At 46.0% G+C, this 17217-nt stretch carries 15 protein-coding genes and 3 tRNA genes; 6 read left to right on the forward strand and 12 right to left on the reverse strand.

Annotated features, from left to right (window positions below; translation table 11 throughout):
- The first annotated feature begins 179 nt into the window (after positions 1-179).
- Positions 180-422 carry an exodeoxyribonuclease VII small subunit gene (locus H591_RS0106130; protein ID WP_022966073.1) on the forward strand — a complete coding sequence of 81 codons (243 nt, stop codon included), beginning with the start codon at positions 180-182 and terminating at the stop codon, positions 420-422.
- On the forward strand, positions 419-1306 hold the full coding sequence (gene ispA / locus H591_RS0106135) for a (2E,6E)-farnesyl diphosphate synthase (RefSeq protein ID WP_022966074.1): 888 nt from the start codon (positions 419-421) through the stop codon (positions 1304-1306). The genes H591_RS0106130 and ispA overlap by 4 nt, the downstream gene beginning before the upstream one ends.
- Before the next feature lie 141 nt (positions 1307-1447).
- Here ispA and H591_RS0106140 read toward each other — a convergent pair.
- The 3 genes from H591_RS0106140 to H591_RS0106150 all read right to left on the reverse strand — a co-directional run bounded on the left by H591_RS0106140 (position 1448) and on the right by H591_RS0106150 (position 1681).
- Positions 1448-1522, reverse strand: a tRNA-Lys gene (locus H591_RS0106140).
- 5 nt (positions 1523-1527) lie between these two features.
- A tRNA-Pro gene (locus H591_RS0106145) sits at positions 1528-1604 on the reverse strand.
- Position 1605: 1 nt separating this feature from the next.
- Positions 1606-1681, reverse strand: a tRNA-Asn gene (locus H591_RS0106150).
- A 308-nt stretch (positions 1682-1989) separates the two neighbouring features.
- Between H591_RS0106150 and H591_RS14970 the strand changes: the two genes are divergently transcribed.
- From H591_RS14970 to H591_RS14975, 3 genes are all read left to right on the forward strand, one after another.
- Entirely contained in the window at positions 1990-4359 is a 2370-nt protein-coding gene (locus H591_RS14970; protein WP_022966075.1) for a DUF1631 domain-containing protein, read from the forward strand.
- A 5-nt stretch (positions 4360-4364) separates the two neighbouring features.
- Complete coding sequence (locus H591_RS0106160) at positions 4365-4706, forward strand: PilZ domain-containing protein (RefSeq protein WP_169337554.1); 342 nt, start codon at positions 4365-4367, stop codon at positions 4704-4706.
- Positions 4707-4851: 145 nt separating this feature from the next.
- A complete protein-coding gene (locus tag H591_RS14975; protein ID WP_022966077.1) occupies positions 4852-5508 on the forward strand; it encodes a TetR family transcriptional regulator in 657 nt (218 codons plus the stop codon).
- A gap of 2 nt (positions 5509-5510) precedes the next feature.
- Here H591_RS14975 and H591_RS0106170 read toward each other — a convergent pair whose 3' ends face one another.
- From H591_RS0106170 to H591_RS0106210, 9 genes are all read right to left on the reverse strand, one after another.
- Positions 5511-6341 (reverse strand): 23S rRNA (adenine(2030)-N(6))-methyltransferase RlmJ, encoded by an 831-nt coding sequence (locus H591_RS0106170; RefSeq protein ID WP_022966078.1) that lies wholly within the window; start codon positions 6339-6341, stop codon positions 5511-5513.
- A gap of 7 nt (positions 6342-6348) precedes the next feature.
- Positions 6349-7941: an AAA family ATPase gene (locus H591_RS0106175; protein WP_022966079.1), complete on the reverse strand. Its 1593-nt coding sequence runs from the start codon at positions 7939-7941 to the stop codon at positions 6349-6351.
- Between the two features lie 15 nt (positions 7942-7956).
- Positions 7957-9054: a 3-dehydroquinate synthase gene (aroB, locus tag H591_RS0106180; RefSeq protein WP_022966080.1), complete on the reverse strand. Its 1098-nt coding sequence runs from the start codon at positions 9052-9054 to the stop codon at positions 7957-7959.
- A gap of 104 nt (positions 9055-9158) precedes the next feature.
- On the reverse strand, positions 9159-9683 hold the full coding sequence (aroK, locus tag H591_RS0106185; RefSeq protein ID WP_084702587.1) for a shikimate kinase AroK: 525 nt from the start codon (positions 9681-9683) through the stop codon (positions 9159-9161).
- Positions 9683-11773 (reverse strand): type IV pilus secretin PilQ, encoded by a 2091-nt coding sequence (gene pilQ / locus H591_RS0106190; RefSeq protein WP_028244224.1) that lies wholly within the window; start codon positions 11771-11773, stop codon positions 9683-9685. The genes aroK and pilQ overlap by 1 nt, the downstream gene beginning before the upstream one ends.
- 51 nt (positions 11774-11824) lie before the next feature.
- Positions 11825-12352 (reverse strand): pilus assembly protein PilP, encoded by a 528-nt coding sequence (locus tag H591_RS0106195; protein ID WP_022966083.1) that lies wholly within the window; start codon positions 12350-12352, stop codon positions 11825-11827.
- Entirely contained in the window at positions 12349-12972 is a 624-nt protein-coding gene (locus H591_RS0106200; protein WP_022966084.1) for a type IV pilus inner membrane component PilO, read from the reverse strand. The genes H591_RS0106195 and H591_RS0106200 overlap by 4 nt, the downstream gene beginning before the upstream one ends.
- Positions 12969-13544 carry a PilN domain-containing protein gene (locus H591_RS0106205; RefSeq protein ID WP_022966085.1) on the reverse strand — a complete coding sequence of 192 codons (576 nt, stop codon included), beginning with the start codon at positions 13542-13544 and terminating at the stop codon, positions 12969-12971. Before H591_RS0106205 ends, H591_RS0106200 begins: the two co-directional genes overlap by 4 nt.
- Positions 13544-14608 (reverse strand): pilus assembly protein PilM, encoded by a 1065-nt coding sequence (locus H591_RS0106210; protein WP_022966086.1) that lies wholly within the window; start codon positions 14606-14608, stop codon positions 13544-13546. Before H591_RS0106210 ends, H591_RS0106205 begins: the two co-directional genes overlap by 1 nt.
- Positions 14609-14788: 180 nt before the next feature.
- On the opposite strand from H591_RS0106210, the gene H591_RS0106215 reads away from it, so the two are divergent.
- Positions 14789-17194 (forward strand): penicillin-binding protein 1A, encoded by a 2406-nt coding sequence (locus tag H591_RS0106215; RefSeq protein ID WP_028244225.1) that lies wholly within the window; start codon positions 14789-14791, stop codon positions 17192-17194.
- The last annotated feature ends 23 nt before the right edge of the window (positions 17195-17217 follow it).

Below are 17217 nucleotides of genomic sequence, written 5' to 3' on the forward strand. Positions count from 1 at the left end.
AGTCTCTCAAGGATAGTTGGCAGCCCTATCAGGGCTTTGACATAATACAGCTTTGCTTAAATAATTTAGCTCCACAACGAGTGCTGCTATACTTTATGCCATCTTATGTTTAGCGCGCTGCATCTTCACACATTGGGCAGTATGCTAAACACCTACCCCATCGCGTTATGAAGGTTAATATGGCTCGCCAGAAAAAAACACCCGGCTTTGAGCAGTCATTAAATGAACTGCAAGCACTCGTTGAACGACTTGAAAGTGGTGATTTATCACTAGAAGAGTCACTATCGACATTCGAGCAAGGCATTAGCCTAACTCGCGAGTGCCAAAGCGCATTACAAGATGCAGAGCAGCGCGTACAAGTCTTACTTGAGCAAAACGGCACGCTGATTGAAAAACCATTAGATGGAAGTACCCTGCCTTGATCGCCGACTACCAACGGCTTTGCCAAAATCACGTGGATGCAGCGCTACAACAACTGTTACAAGCGCCAAGCACCGAGCTTGAGCGCTTGTACCAAGCAATGCGATACAGCGTCATGAATGGCGGCAAGCGTGTACGCCCATTATTAGTATTTGCCAGCTGCCAAGCCCTTGGTGGAAATATCAAGCAAGCCTACGGCGCTGCCTGCGCAGTTGAGTTGATTCACGCCTATTCTTTAGTGCACGATGATCTTCCTGCTATGGATGATGATGCTCTAAGGCGCGGACAACCAACTACACATATTGCTTTTGATGAAGCCTATGCGATTTTAGCTGGTGACGCTCTACAGTGCTTAGCCTTCGACGCACTTGCAGATGAAACACTCTCTCCCGTTAGCCTCGAGCAACGCTTAGACATGGTTAAGATACTAGCCAAGGCCTCCGGTGCCGCTGGCATGGTTGGCGGGCAAGCAATCGATTTAAGCTCAGTAGGAAAAACCATAGACCAGCAAACACTAGAGTTAATGCACCGACACAAAACCGGCGCACTAATTCAAGCCAGCGTGCAACTCGGAGCTATTGCTAGCGGTCAGTCGACGCCACAAACAATGCAACACCTGTCCGAATATGCACAAGCGATTGGTTTAGCTTTTCAAGTGCAAGACGATATTTTAGATGTGATAAGCGACACTCAGACGCTGGGCAAGCAGCAAGGCAGTGATTTTGAGCACGCCAAGCCAACCTACCCTGCACTCCTCGGCCTCGAGCAAGCCAAGCAGTATGCTGCCAGCCTAAATCACCAAGCTCATCAGGCGCTGGCTGATTTTGATCATAATGCTGACCAGCTGCGCCATCTAGCAGACTATATCGTCTCTCGCAGAAACTGATTACTGTGCTCGCATCATAAAACTTGGTGCGAGCAGCACAGCTGGACAGTTGGAGAGCTAAATCTTTAAGCCCCATAAACCAAAAAAGCGCTTAGCAGTTGACTGCTAAGCGCTTAATATCTACTTAAAAAGCAAATATGCTGGTGGGTCGTGTGGGATTCGAACCTACGACCAATTGGTTAAAAGCCAACTGCTCTACCACTGAGCTAACGACCCAAAAATGGTCGGGGTAGGGGGATTCGAACTCCCGACATCCTGCTCCCAAAGCAGGCGCGCTACCGGACTGCGCTATACCCCGATGGCTCCACGACCTGGACTCGAACCAGGGACCCAATGATTAACAGTCATTTGCTCTACCAACTGAGCTATCGCGGAACATTACAAACCAGGTTGATCTCTTTCGAAGTTCGCCTCATCTGTGGTGCGACATTCTACGCAAATTTCCAACCCTGTCAACTCCTTAGCTAAAATAAATGCATATATTTTCTACTCCAACATTTATTCAGGCAGCGATGCAGTTTATGCAATCTAGCATCCCACTGATCAGTACTAACGTTTATACACTGATACTGATATTATCAGAACATTGTTAGGTTTTGAAAAAGGCTGCTTCTGTGCGCTCGTTTAGCTCATTCTCATCTTTAAACTCTAACGGCGACCACAGTGGCTACGGAGACACACTCATGGATAGAAAGATACTTCCGCAATTCAATGACTTGACGCAAAGAGTGCGTAAGCTGCTGCTTAACCATTTAGCTCAACAAGTACGAGCCGCCTTCACTGAAGCTGACAGTGCTTTATTTAAGTGCGCAGAAAAAGCTGAGAACAATCAAGTACAAGATATGTTCTTTGAGAGCATTCGAGAAGTTCGCAAGCAACACTTACTGATTGAGCGTGCTTTTCTACAAAACATTACCGCACAATTTGATAGTTTTGTTAACGGCACTACTGAGTTACCACAAGACACTGACGAAATTGACGCCGACACACTATCGCTAGTACAAACCGATGATTTTGAAGAAAGTCTATTGGTCACCAGCATGTCTAAAAAAGTCACAGAGCGCTGCATGGAGCCACTTTACGGCATAGAGCAGCGCTTAGCGTTAATCAACAGCGGCAAAAAACCAGGTGCAAACAGTCCTCTTGCCCCAACTATTATTGCCACTGGTTTTTATACAGCTTTAACCAACAGCTCATTTACCCTGCAAATCAAAACCATTCTTTACATGCTTTTTGAGCAATTTGTTATGAGTGAGCTCGATCAATTCTATGCCGCCACCAATAAGCTGTTCATTGAAGCTGGCGTTTTACCGAATCTAAAATATTCAACAGCACACGCTCGATCGATCAGTACAGCTAGCGACAAGCTTGGGGCAGTAGTTACGCCATCATCACCTGAACCTGCTGCTCCTGCTGCTCCTGCTGCTCCTGCTGCTCCTGCTGCACAACACTACCACGCAGAGCTGTCTGCAACGCCCCGCACAGAGCATAGCCCGCAGTCCATTCCTTCAGGCGCGCCAGCACTGCAAGGAAATATGAGTCGCCCTGTAGAGCATATCTCTACAACTCATAGCGCCATAGATGAGTCCACGCGTTTACAAGCTGAAACCATTAACACTCTGCTTGCTCTCTACCGCCAACAGCAAACAGAAACACTACCCGATGGCATACAGAGCATTTCAGCGCTAGTACCACAAAGTTCAACTTTGCAATACAGTGTTCCACAACTACTAAACTCATTAAATCAGCTACAAAAACAAGCTGCAGAGCAAGCTCAGCAGCACTTCGTTATCCAGTCTGTCAGCGATATTAAAAGCAATCTTGTTGGTCAACTTAAACTAGTCCACGATACTGATGCCGAACATAAAATTCCCGAACAACACGCCAATACTATCGATCTTGTTGGCATGCTGTTTAATTTCATTATCGAAGATGCAAGCCTTTCAGACGCCAGCAAAGCAATTTTATCGAACCTGCACTCGCTTTATCTACAAGTTGCACTACAAGACAAATCCCTCTTTACACGCCACCAACACCCCGCTCGCAAGCTACTTAACGGCATGGCGCAAGCAGGTATAATCTACTGCGGCGCTAGCGAGGAAAATGCGATACAGCAAAAAATGAAGTTCACTGTATCGCAGGCCTTGCAATCCTTTAATGGTGACAGTGTGTTATTTGAATACTTGCTACAAGACTTCAACACTTTCGTTGACGCCTTACAGCAACGTGTAGAACTACGTGAAAAGCGCGCAGTCGAAGCAGCCAAGGGGCGCGATAAATTACTGGCTGCTCGCAACCAAGCACGGGCACTGGTCGACAATATAATTAGCCGCTTTCCTCCACCCAGTATTATTCGCAACTTCTTAACCCAAACTTGGGTTGATGTATTGGTTTTTGCATTCTTGCGCCATGGCCCAGCCAGCAAACAATGGCAGCGCTATGCCGAAGTTGCCCAGCAACTGGCGTGGAGCGGCACAGCTCTGGAAGCTGATGAACAAAAAGATCTTGAAGCGTTACGCCTTGGGTTATTAGAAGATCTACGTAAAGGCTTAGACTTACTGGGCAGTCACCATCCAGACATGATCCGCAAGCTACTACAAGACTTAGTTGCCTGCCAGCACGCTGTACAAGCTCGCGAAACGCTGCTTGCCGAACAGATTAGCCCACAACTCCCAGAAAGCCAGCTTGGCACTATGCTCGGAGAGGATGCAGCTTTATCAGCATCACCATCTATCGACAACCTCTCAGAAAAAGCACAACAATTTGCCAGTCAGCTCGAGCATATTGACTTCGGCACATGGTTTGAGTTTGACAACCCAACAGCGACACTAAAACTCTCATGGTTTAGCCCGACAACCCGCAACTACATGTTTGTCGATAGCTCAGGACAGCGTGTTGCTATCAAAGCGCTTACTTCTCTAGCTGTTGAACTTGAGCGGGGCTCAGCACGTATTATTACTGAAACTCGAGCAACGCCACTGATGGATAGGGCTTTCAACGCTATTCAGAAAATATTCCAGCGTTTTAACCATACACAAACAAGCATAGGGTGAAGGCATTGACTATAGACGAACGTCGCCTCAATCAACGGCACACTACCGAACAAGAACTTGAAGCCTACGATATGCACACAGCGCGTTTTATTGGCCGCTTTGTCGATATATCAGAAGATGGTTTTTTGCTGTTTTGCCCACAGCCTGTGGATGTCGATAGCATCTGGCAAATGCGCGTACTCGCTGCAAACGATAAGCGCCTAAAAACTTTACTCTCGTTGGGTGCAGAATGTCTATGGGCACGCCCTGCCGATGAAAGCAATCACTGCTGGGCAGGCTTTCATATTATCGACATAACTGCTGATGATGCCAAAAAGCTGCACGCGCTTCTTGCCGATCAGTCGTAGCACTCAGCAGCAACCTATAGACCACTCATAGATTAGTAAGCACTGGTACTTAAAACTGATTAAGACACAGTGATAAACCTCGTAGAAGTCTATTCATCTCAAAACAGTTACACTTGCCATTCTTAGTCATTGTTTGAACCTATGTATGCGCCGTACTAAAGAAGAAGCAGAGAACACCCGTACCGCTATTCTAGTAGCGGCAGAAATGTTATTTCTTAAAAAAGGCGTATCACACACATCTCTCGAACACATCGCACGCGAAGCCGGGGTCACCCGCGGCGCGGTGTATTGGCACTTCCAAAACAAAGCCCATCTATTCCATGAAATGCTCAATCAAGTTCGCTTACCGGCTGAGCAAATTACTGAGCACATCAGTCAATGTGATCCACAAAACCCCATTTTAGGCTTACGTAATTTATGTGCGGATGCTTTGCTCAGCATGGAAAAAGAACCACGCAAGAAGCGTATTTTTACAATTCTGCTGCGCCGCTGTGAGTTTACTGATGATTTGCGTGAAGCCGAAGAGCGTCACGAAGCTTTTATCAACGAGTTTATTGACCTATGCGAGCGACTGTTTGCCGAACCGGCCACAGCCGAACGCTTACAGGCAGGGGTGACGCCTAGAATGGCTGCATTGACACTGCATTCGATGCTATTGGGCTTGATCAGTGACTGGTTGCGCGATCCGAACCTATTTGAGGTCAGTCATGCAGGCGCAATGCTGGATGCACTGTTTCGAGGTTTAATTCAAAACTGGGAGTTGGATATGCATAGAAATAAAACTCTATGCAATCGCTCTTAGACTTACTCAGTAATCAACCAATCTAGCCGCCAACCACCCTTACCACTCTGCAGAGTCTCGGCAAGCCAAGGCAACAACTGCTTAAGCTCATCCTCTAAGCCCCAGGGTGGGTTGCAAATAATTAAGCCTGATCCATTCAAACGGCTGGAGTCACTAGGCTCGTCCACGTATAGCTCAATACGCAACAGTTTAGGTGCACTGCCGCGCTGCAAGCTGTTGTAAAACGAGCGTAATTGGGCAATATCTTTAACCGGATACCAAATACACACGATCGCCTGACGCATACGCGCCAAGGTTTCTTCAAGCGCTTGCGTGCACCTCTGCAATTCATTACCTTCTTCAAAAGGTGGATCAATTAGCATTAATAAACGCTTTTCTTCCGTAGGGAGCAAAGCCCGCGGCACATGCCAGCCCTCACCAATGTGCACACTGACGCGCCGATCAATACGCATATTTTCTTTAAGAAGCTGTCCGTCTTCAGGGTGCTTTTCGTTTAGATATAGATGATCTTGGCTGCGAGTTAAGCAACGCGCCAACTCAGGCGAGCCAGGATAATAACGTAATTCATCATCGTCATTAAGCTCACGAACAGCATGCAAATATTCTGCTAGCAAGGGATGCGGAGATGCCCAAATCCGCGCAATACCTTCTTGCCATTCACCAGTTTTAACGGCTTCTTCACCCTGCAAGTCATATAAACCAATGCCTGCATGGGTATCTACATACGCCATCGGAGCAGGTTTTTTCTGCAGCAAGGCAATACAACGAGTAAGCACCCAATGTTTAAGAACATCGGCGTGGTTGCCTGCATGATAAGCATGACGATAATTCATAATGTTCTCAACGGAGCTCTTGTTGGATGCTTAAGAATGTACGCGGCCAAGGTTTATCATTACGAATCTTCTCTGGCAGAGTAGCAATTGCTGCTTGCGCTGAGGCGCGATCAGCAAACGATCCGAACGTCACCACAAACAAAACCTGTCCTTGGTGAAGCTTTCTAAAGTAATGATACTGGCTGCTATTTTGTTTCACAAACGCCTGCGCCGTAGACTCTGTACGAGTTCCAAATACTTGCAAAGTGTAACGAGTCCTAGCCTGTTGTTTATACCACTGACTTTCACCAGCACTACCAGACAACCCTGTAGTTGCTGGCACTACTTTTGGTAATGTTACAGCCGGCTTCACCACAGGTTGGGCTTTAGCTACAGTAGATGATTTCTGTGCCAGCGGTACAGCTGCGACTTTGCTGGCAGTAATCACTTCTTTAGGCTGCACAGATGCAGATTGCTTAGGCGCTGGTGTACTAATAGGAACAGGCGTACTTACCGGAGTAGGCACACTGATCGCTTGCGTTTGCTCAATAACAGGTTCTACTGTAGGAGCTGACTCTTCAACAGCCGAAAAGTGTTCATCATCTTCTGCTGAAAGAGCTTGTGCTAGCGGCTCGCGCGTAACAGGCTCAAAGGGCTGATCCAACAAAGGTAAATCTAATGTAACTGTCTTTCCTGAATCAACAACAGCTTCTACGGGGTTTATAGCAGGCTCAATAATTACAGCATCTATATTAGATACAGAATCACTCTTACTCTCTGGTTCAGACGTTTGCATAAACCATGCAAACGTGAGCGCCACACTTAACACAACAAGAATAGCTATATGTTTAAACGGGATGATGCTAGCTGATTTGCTTACGGCAGAAGTATGACGCATCTGCGCCAGCAACAGATTCTTTGCAACACTATTAACCTGCCCTGGCCAACCCTGAGATTCGGCATAAATTGCATTTATTTGATCGTCGGTGAAGATCTCAAGCTGCTGTCCAGCAGCAACTAAGCGCTGCTCTAAATACTCGCAGACCTCTTGCTGATCCAATGGTTCTAAAGCAATGACATGATGAAGATCTGCATTGTCTGCAACTTTTTTAAGCAGCGGACAAATAGTTGAATCTGAAAAGACAAAAACGCGAGCACAAGCATCATTCACTCCTTGCGCTATTCGCTGTAAAAACAATAAAGCAGACTCATCTAAGCATTCAGCATTATCAACAATCACATGCACTTCCTGCCCGGTGATGAGCATTTGCTCAATATGCCTTAATACCCCAGCAATATCAGCACCATGCAACCCTAATGCAGCACTTACATGCTGTAACATAGCAGCAGCATCGGTTGTTGAAGATGGTGCAATAACAATATTTGTTACTGGCTCTTTAGAACTGGCTACTAATGCTTGTCGAAGAACAGTTTTACCACTGCCTTCCGGCCCTGTAACCACCAACATCAGCTTGCTATAACGAGCTAAATGATGCAGTTCAACAAGCACCGGCCGCCGCTTTGCCGCAAAGAATTTAAAACTAGAACCTCTACCTAAGAAGGGATCATGCTCAAACTGGTAGTACTCTAAAAAACCATCGTCCGCGTGCAAATGAGTCATGCTGTTCTCGTTTGGTTAAATATTGGCAGTAATCATTGAATAATCTGCATTCAGCACACTGTCTAGGGTCGCCGCAGGGTAATCGGAAGTGACCAAAGCTTGACCTAAAGCGCGCAAAAGCACTAAACGCAATTGACCATCTAATACTTTTTTATCTACCGACATATGAGCTAAAAACATCGCAGCAGTCATTGCTTTCGGTGGAACAATAGGCAGCCCGGCACGAGCAAGTAAACCTATACCTCGATCGCGTTGCTTCTCAGTTAGCCAACCTAATTGTTTTGACATCTCAAGCGCCATAACCGTTCCCGCGGATACTGCCTCACCATGCAACCAAACGCCATAACCTTGCTCTGTTTCAATCGCATGACCAAAAGTATGACCTAAATTTAAGGTTGCACGCACTCCAGACTCGCGCTCATCAGCCGAGACCACTAACGCCTTCGCAGCACAAGATCGCTCAATGGTTTCCATCAGCGCGAATGGATCCAGTGCGCAGATAGAAACCATGTGCTGCTCTAACCAAGTTAAAAAAGGCTCATCGCAAATTAAACCGTATTTGATCACCTCTGCCAGTCCTGCCGACAATTCTCTGACGGCCAAGGTATGCAAAGTTTCAATATCAATAATCACAGCTTGTGGCTGATAAAATGCACCCACCATATTTTTGCCAAGGGGGTGGTTAATGCCTGTCTTACCACCAACAGATGAATCAACTTGCGATAACAAGGTTGTTGGTACTTGGATAAAATTCACACCACGCTGATAACATGCCGCAGCAAAGCCAGTCATATCACCAATAACACCGCCACCAAGAGCAATCAAAGTGGTTTTACGATCATGCTTATCTGCTAACAAACCATCGAAAATAAGCTGCAAGGTTTCCCAGTTTTTGTAAGACTCGCCATCGGGCAAGATAATCTCACTGACCTCATAATCGCTCAGTGCTTCTCGCAGTTGCCGCAAATACAGTGGTGCCACCGTCGTATTGCTAACAATCGCGACTTTGCGTCCAACAATATGCGGTGCGAACAGTTGATTTTGGGTTAAGAGCCCAGAACCTATATGAATAGGGTAACTACGTTCAGCCAAGTCAACAGTAAGCGTACGCATGCATTCCTCGCGTGTTGAATATAAGATTAAAAGACCAAACTTCACCAAGACATGGTGAGGGGCTTTAAATATTCGTTAAGTATAGCGCAGAATATACATCTAGATTACTTATGCTTGCTGCAACCAAGGAACTGCATGATCTCTTGTACGACCATACGCGGTGGCCGCGTATCTGTCTCAATAATCAAAGTTGCTACTTCGCGGTACAAAGGATCACGGATCGCGAGCAAATTAGCTAGTACCTGCGCGGGATGATCCGTTTGTAGGAGGGGTCGATTGCGGTCTCTTGCTGTACGCGCGAGCTGATGCTCAACTGAGGCATGCAAGTAAATTACTTCTGCATTATTGCGCATCGCTTGACGATTTTCAGCGCGTAATATTGCGCCGCCACCGGTAGCGAGCACCAATCCTTGCTGCTGGGAAAGTTCTTCGATAACAGCTTGCTCTCTGTCACGAAAGCCCGTTTCGCCTTCAACATCAAAGATCAACGGAATGCTTGCGCCGGTTCGCTCTTCAATTTCCTTATCGGAGTCTTTGAAGGGCAAACCCAGTTCTTTAGCAAGCAAACGCCCGATGGTGCTCTTCCCAGCTCCCATCGGGCCTACAAGTATGTAATTACGTGTCTGCATTAATTATTCAGCGTAATAGCCTGAGTATTCATAATGCGCGGCGTAATAAATACCAGCAACTCTGATTTTTGATCCTGCACATAGTCGCGCCGGAAGATGCGTCCAACAAAAGGCAGGTCGCCCAAGAATGGAACTTTATCGACAGACTTGGTTTGCGTGTTAGAGAACACACCACCAATCACAATCGTCTCGCCATCAGTCACCAATACTTTCGCATTGACTTCGTTCTTTTTAATCGGTGGCACGCCATTGACCGCATTAGCAAAGTCAGCCTCATCTTTAGTCACTTTCACATCCATGATAATACGGTTATCAGGTGTAATCTGTGGAGTTACTTCCAGAGATAAAGCAGCCTCTTTAAATGATGTACTGGTTGCACCACTTGAACTTGCTTCTTGATATGGAATTTCTGAACCTTTTAAGATTTTCGCTGTCTCTTTATCAGAGGTTACAACTTTAGGCTGCGAAACAACTTCACCATTACCGGTTTTTTCCATAGCTGACAGCTGTAAATCAAGAATAGCATGATTGGTAACAAACCCAATACCTAAGCCAGCTGTTGCGTTCAGCGCACCCATATCAACAAAAGGCACAGGGCTATTACTGCTATTGGTTGGCAGTGTGCAATTTCCTGCCAAGAATCCGCAATTTGCATTTTCTTGATCTGTAACACTAAGATTGCCATCTTTACCAAAGGCTCGCCACTTACGATCATTACTTCTTAAAGCTCCACCCCAACGCACACCGAGGCTTTTACTGTAATCGACGTTGGCTTCAACAATACGCGCCTCAATCATCACCTGACGCACTGGAATATCTAATTGCGTAACCACTCGACGTAGCTCATCAAGCTGCTCTTGAGTCTGGTAAGCAATGATGCTGTTAGTACGGTCATCCACAGTCACCGAACCACGCACATCACTGTTACCGCTGGTTACTGATTGGAATAAAGTAGCAATTTGTGAGGCTTTAGCGTAGTTCACTTGAATCAGTTCACGACGCAAAGGTGCTAGCTCAGCAATTTGCTTTTGTGCTTCCATTTCTTGACGCTCACGTGCTGCAATTTCATCAGCTGGAGCAACTAACAATACATTACCAATTTTGCGTTTATCTAATCCTTTAGTTTTCAAAACTAAATCAAGCGCTTGATCCCAAGGTACATTTTGCAAACGTAGAGTAATGTTGCCTTGCACTGTGTCACTGGCAACTAGGTTCAAATCAGTAAAGTCAGCAATCAGCTGTAGAACCGAGCGAACGTCAATGTCTTGGAAGTTAAGCGACAGTTTTTCGCCGGTATACGCAAAACGCTCTGCTTTACGCTTTTCCATATCGTCTTGAGTTAAAGGCTTAACGCTAAGTGTTAACTTATTATCAGTCTGGTACGCTAAGTAATCATAAAAACCCGTTGGCTCAACCACAATTGTGACCTTACCATTAGACTCGCTTGCGTTAACAAACTGTACTGGTGTAGCAAAGTCTTTAACATCTAAACGTACACGCAACGCTTCTGGTAACTGAGATTTCGCAAACGTAAGGCGAATTTTGCCACCCTGCTCTTGAATATCTGGGCTGTTATTAGGGTCATTTAGTTCAATAACAACATTACCCTCGCCTTGCTCGCCACGCTGGAAATCTATATCACGGATACCGCGCTGCTGAGCAACATAAGGCTTAACAATAGGTGTGTTAGCGATAGGCGCCGATGCACTCACTCCTTCACCAACAACCACGTAAACGTTATTACCTTCAGCGCGCGTGCTGTAAGGAGATAGGTTTGAAAGGTTGATGATCATACGCGTACGATCATTGGCCTCAATGATGCTTAGGCTGCGGGCATTTCCGGAACCTAACTCGCGATTTTTAGTACCAAGCTTATTTTTAACACCCGGCAAATCCAAAGCGATTCTAGCTGGCTGTTCGATGGTGTAGCCGCGTGGCGCTGTTACAGGCTCATCAAAAGAAAGCTTAAGCTCAACTTTATCACCTGGCAAAGACGCCACATCAAGCGATTGCAAGTTTGCCGCAAGCAGTGCAGGTGAAAGCACAGCAGCCATTATAGAGACACTAATACGAGATAGTTTTATTTTCATTTTCAAATTCCGTTGTGCTTTCCAATAGTCAGTTTTCATAGCCTGCTCCACTCACGAGCGTTCCTGCAAAGCCAGAGTGCGCGGCCGTTCCAACCAGCCACCATCGCCATCAGAAACAATTTCTATTACTTCGATTCCAGACGTCGTAATTGCGACTACACGTCCATGATTACCGCCTAAATAGTCACCGATACGTATACGGTGCACGCCATCTGCACCACGTAACAGAGCATACATGCCCGCACCATTTGAAAGCGTTCCCACCATCACAAAACTTTCAATATTAAAGCCTTCTAAAAACTGCTTAACACGCGTCTCGTCAGGTTTAATATCTTTCGTACCCTTTGCGTTGCTGGTCAGCTCAATTTTTACCGGCGGTTGAAATGGGCTCCGCAACATAGATGCCACATAAGTAAACGGCTCATACACCACTTCTTTTGGCATCGGCTCAATAGCACCTTTAGGTTGAGCTCTAACTTCGTCCATAAAGGCCTGTAAATCCGAAAAGCCACCTGAAGAATTACAGCCTGCTAAGCTCGCAGAAAGTAATGCAGCTAAGATATACTGAGAGCGTCTCATTGCTTCGCTCCTTGATCATTATAACGGTAGGTTTTTACTAAAATACTCATGGCAAGCCTTGAACTATTACCTTCAGTAACAGGCTTTATCGAAAAGTCATGCAACGTAACAATTCGAGGCATACTTGCGATGGCACTGACGAAAGTTGCTAAATCATGGTAAGAGCCAAACACTTTAACTTGAATCGGCAGTTCGATATAAAACTGCTGAACAACTTCTGGCAGCAATTTAATTTCTTCAAACTCTAAACCTGAGTTAATCCCTGCGCTGGTTATATCTTCTAACAAACCCGGCACTTCAGTGTCACTTGGTAACTGCCGTAACAAAGCTTCAAATGATGCCTCCATCAACTTCATTTGCTCTTTGTACTCTTCAAGGTTAGCCGCTTGACGCACCTTAGAAGTAAATTGCGTTTTTAAATCCAGCTCTTCTTGTTTGCTACGATCAAGCGCATCTTGTAGGTCGGTCAAATGCATGAAATAACCAAGCGCTAAAACAGCCACCAAAACTATCAAGCATGCTAACGCCCGAACAGCCGCAGGCCATGACCCTATATTATTGAGGTCCAGCTCGGAAAAATCGACTTTACCTAAGCTCTTAAAGGAGTCCGCAATACTCATTTTTGTGCTCCTTGCTCATCCTGATCTTTAGGCAGTGTTTGCTGAACAGTTAGTTTAAAAGTATTAGCCTGATCCAACTTGTCGGCACTAATAGCTTTTACTTCTGTTAAGTTTGGAGCTGCCAACCAATCAGATGCGTCTTGATTACGCATCAAACTCGACACCAAATTATTTGATTCAGCGGCGCCCTCAATAGAAATAGACTTTCCAACCATTTTCACATCAGTAAAATGCACACCGTCCGGCAATGTACGAACTAACTGATCAAAAATTCGTGCTGCAATCGGGCGATTACCCTGCAAATCCTGAATAATCTTCATCCGTTCAACCAATTGTTGGCGGCGAGTTTTTAATTCACTGATTTCCTTAATGCGCGAGTCTAATGCAGAAATCTCGTTACGGATAAAATCGTTGCGTGCGTTTTGTTGCGTAATCGTTGCATTCAGATACTGATCAGCTAAGAAGACAATACCGCCAGCAACAATTAGCACGCCAACGATAGTAACTAAAAAGCGTTGTTTGCGTTCTTCGCGTAACTGTTCACGCCAAGGAAGTAGGTTGATGCGTGCCATCAGTCAAAACTCCTCATAGCTAAACCACAAGCCATCATCAAAGACGGAGCATCACTTGCTAATGCGCCAGCATTGACTTTATTACTCAAGGTCATATTTGCAAAAGGGTTGGCTACAAGCGTTGGCGTGCCTATTTTTTGTTGCACCAGTTGATCCAGCCCAACAATTGAAGCGGTACCGCCTGCTAACAATATATAGTCAACATCGCTGTATTGCCCAGCTGCAAAAAAGAATTGCAAAGAACGTGATACTTGTTGCACCACAGCCTCTTTAAATGGACTCAATACTTCTGTTTCATAATCATCAGGTAAGCCACCTTGCTTTTTAGCTAGACCCGCTTCTTCTGTAGACAATCCATAACGTCGCTGAATTTCGTCAGTCAACTGCTTACCACCAAACAACTGCTCACGCGTGTAAATAGTCTGGCCATTGTGCAGCACGCTTAGAGTCATCATAGTGGCTCCGATATCAACAACAGCGACAGTTAAGTCTTCTTCACCATTACCGAGCTGCTCAGCCAGCAAGCCATAGGCACGCTCGAGCGAATAGGCTTCAATTTCAACAACTTTCGCTGTGAGTCCGGCAAGCGCTAAAGCGGCTTCACGCACTTCTACGTTTTCTTTACGACAAGCTGCTAGGAGCACATTGACGCGATCAGCATTGCGCGTAGTCGCACCTTGCACTTCAAAATCAATGGCAACTTCTTCTAGGGGGTAAGGAATGTACTGATCTGCTTCAATTTTGATCTGATTCTCCAGCTCTTCCTCTGACAGCCCCGCCTCCATCTCAATTGTTTTAGTGATGACGGCCGACCCTGCTACAGCCACAGCAGCATGCTTAACGCTAGTTCGCGCCTTAGTGACTAAACGTGCGATAACTTGGCCAACCACTTCTAGCTCGGCAATATTTTTCTCGACGATTGCATTGGGTGGAAGCGGCTCAACAGCATAGGCCTCTACCTTGTAGCGCCCCCCTGAGCGACTCAGTTCTATGAGCTTGACTGAAGTCGAACTTATATCGATCCCCAGAAGCGTATTAGCTTTCTTTTTGAATAGCCCTAGCACGACAGAATTCCTATCAGCATCCGTAACTTACGTACGGTTTAGGTTTGTTCCACATTAAAAAACATTTGGTCAAAAAGAAGTGTAAATAGCTTCTCTTGATTAAAAACGCTTATAATGTGCCCAGTTTTATTGTATGACGCTGTAATTTTTTATAACCCTTATCTTGGGAATCTAATAGCCTTGATGCACTTGCTGAAATTCCTCTTTGCCACCATCACTACAGTCATTTGCGGACTTGCGCTAAGCCTCAGCGGCGCGTTTTTGTATCTAAGCCCTAATTTACCATCTGTCGAATCTTTACGTAGTATAGAACTACAGATTCCTTTGCGGGTCTATAGCAATGATGCAAAGTTAATCGCTGAATTTGGAGAAATGAGACGCTCTCCTATTTTATTCAACGATATCCCCAAGGATTTCATCCACGCATTACTTGCCGCTGAAGACGATAACTTTGCCAACCATTATGGCGTAGACCCCGGTAGCTTAGTGCGCGCTGCTGCTCAAATATTGAAAACAGGCCGTATTCAAACGGGCGGTAGCACTATTACCATGCAAGTCGCAAAAAACTTCTTTCTATCAAGCGAACGCAGTTTTTCTCGCAAAGCCAATGAAATCTTATTAGCCTTACAAATTGAGCGTGAATTAACTAAAGACGAGATTCTAGAGCTTTATGTTAATAAAATATACCTCGGCAATCGCGCCTATGGCATTGAGGCCGCATCCCAAGTGTATTACGGCAAGTCGATACGCGATATCAGCCTTGCTGAACTCGCCATGATTGCTGGCTTACCCAAGGCCCCCTCTCGCTTCAACCCTATTGCCAACCCTGAGCGCAGCATGGAACGACGCAATTGGATCTTAGCTCGCATGCTAAAACTGGGGCGCATTTCTGACGAGCAGTACCAAGAGGCAGTAAGCGAGCCTTTAACAGCTAGCCTGCACATCAATATGCCAGATCTTAACGCCCCTTATATTGCCGAAATGGTACGTGCGGAAATGGTTGGTCGCTTTGGCGGGCAGGCTTACACCGACGGCTACAGCGTTACTACAACCGTACCCTCTGACTTGCAAGAGCATGCACAGCACTCGATTATTAATGGACTTAGCGCTTATGATCGCCGTCACGGTTATCGCAAGCCAGAAAAAGCGGCACTTAATGAGCAGCTTTGGAGCGACACACTAATTAGAGCGCGTGCAATCAGTCATTTTTTACCTGCCATTGTCACCCAGGTCGACGCCAGTGATATTACTGTACTACTCGCTGACGGCTCTCATGAAAAAATTCTCTGGAAAAGCATGCAGTGGGCGCGACCTTATATTAACAGTCGGAGCATGGGCCCTGTACCAAGACGACCCGCAGACATTGTTAATATCGGCGACCTTATACGCGTACAGCGCCTAGCAGACCAATCATTAAGCTTCGCGCAAATCCCCAAAGCTCAAGCCGCACTGGTATCACTTGATCCTCATACTGGTGCGATTCGCTCATTAGTAGGCGGTTTATCATTTGAGCAAAGTAACTACAATCGCGCAATTCAAGCCAAGCGTCAGCCAGGCTCCAGCTTTAAACCGTTCATATATAGCGCGGCTCTAGATGCTGGCTACACCGCCGCCACTATTGTTAATGATGCTCCGCTAGAAATATTTGAAGCGGGCATGAAGCAAGTCTGGCGCCCCAAAAACGATAACAATACGTTTCTCGGCCCAATTAGAGTCCGCGAAGGTTTATACCGTTCGCGCAACCTTGTCTCTATTCGCATCTTGCAAGACATAGGCATGCAATATGCACGCGACTACATCAGCCAGTTTGGTTTTAGCGTCAATGATTTACCCCGCAACCTTTCATTAGCGCTAGGCACCGCGACACTCACTCCAATGGAAATCACCACGGGCTGGACGGCTTTCGCCAATGGCGGATTTAAAATCGAGCCTTATATTATTAAGCGTATTGAAAACCGTGACGGCCAAACTATTTTCACCGCAAATCCTGCACGCACCCCGGCAGCTCTGAATGCAGCAACTGACACTTCCGCAGCAAAAACAGAGTTGCTATTAGCCGCAGAAGCGCCCAAAGAGGCCAAGCGTATCATTGACGAACGCACTGCTTATATTATGACCAGTATGCTGCAAGATGTAATTAAACGAGGAACTGGACGGCGCGCATTAAGTTTAGGTCGCTCTGATTTAGCTGGAAAAACAGGAACTACCAATGAGTCAAAAGACAGCTGGTTCGCTGGCTACAACAGAGAAGTTGTTACTACAGTTTGGGCTGGATTTGATCAACCAGAAAGCTTAGGCCGAAATGAGTACGGCGGCACAGTAGCCCTTCCTATTTGGATTGATTACATGTCTTACGCTCTAAAAGACACACCTGAGCAAGCAGTGGCTGAGCCTGCGGGCATGATGACTTTACGTATCGATCCAGTGAGCGGCCGTATTGCCCGACCTGGGACTCAAGGCGCTTACTTTGAAATCTTTAAAAGCGAAGACGCTCCGCCATCCATGGATGAGTTTGAAGAAAACTGGACAGCACCTAATAGCCCTTACCTAGACCCCATTGAAACGCCCCCTATCGACCTATTCTAAAAGCACTGTAAATCAGCTAATTC

It is taken from the genome of Denitrificimonas caeni DSM 24390 (assembly GCF_000421765.1).
Classification (GTDB): domain Bacteria; phylum Pseudomonadota; class Gammaproteobacteria; order Pseudomonadales; family Pseudomonadaceae; genus Denitrificimonas; species Denitrificimonas caeni.

Excerpts from the sequence above, each read along its gene's own strand:
- H591_RS0106200 (WP_022966084.1), bottom strand. The coding sequence starts at position 12,972 with ATGAGTATTGCGGACTCCTTTAAGAGCTTAGGTAAAGTCGATTTTTCC.
- H591_RS0106130 (WP_022966073.1), top strand. The coding sequence starts at position 180 with ATGGCTCGCCAGAAAAAAACACCCGGCTTTGAGCAGTCATTAAATGAA.
- H591_RS0106175 (WP_022966079.1), bottom strand. The coding sequence starts at position 7,941 with ATGACTCATTTGCACGCGGACGATGGTTTTTTAGAGTACTACCAGTTT.
- pilQ (WP_028244224.1), bottom strand. The coding sequence starts at position 11,773 with ATGAAAATAAAACTATCTCGTATTAGTGTCTCTATAATGGCTGCTGTG.
- H591_RS0106205 (WP_022966085.1), bottom strand. The coding sequence starts at position 13,544 with ATGGCACGCATCAACCTACTTCCTTGGCGTGAACAGTTACGCGAAGAA.
- H591_RS0106195 (WP_022966083.1), bottom strand. The coding sequence starts at position 12,352 with ATGAGACGCTCTCAGTATATCTTAGCTGCATTACTTTCTGCGAGCTTA.
- aroK (WP_084702587.1), bottom strand. The coding sequence starts at position 9,683 with ATGCAGACACGTAATTACATACTTGTAGGCCCGATGGGAGCTGGGAAG.
- H591_RS14970 (WP_022966075.1), top strand. The coding sequence starts at position 1,990 with ATGGATAGAAAGATACTTCCGCAATTCAATGACTTGACGCAAAGAGTG.
- H591_RS0106170 (WP_022966078.1), bottom strand. The coding sequence starts at position 6,341 with ATGAATTATCGTCATGCTTATCATGCAGGCAACCACGCCGATGTTCTT.
- aroB (WP_022966080.1), bottom strand. The coding sequence starts at position 9,054 with ATGCGTACGCTTACTGTTGACTTGGCTGAACGTAGTTACCCTATTCAT.
- H591_RS14975 (WP_022966077.1), top strand. The coding sequence starts at position 4,852 with ATGCGCCGTACTAAAGAAGAAGCAGAGAACACCCGTACCGCTATTCTA.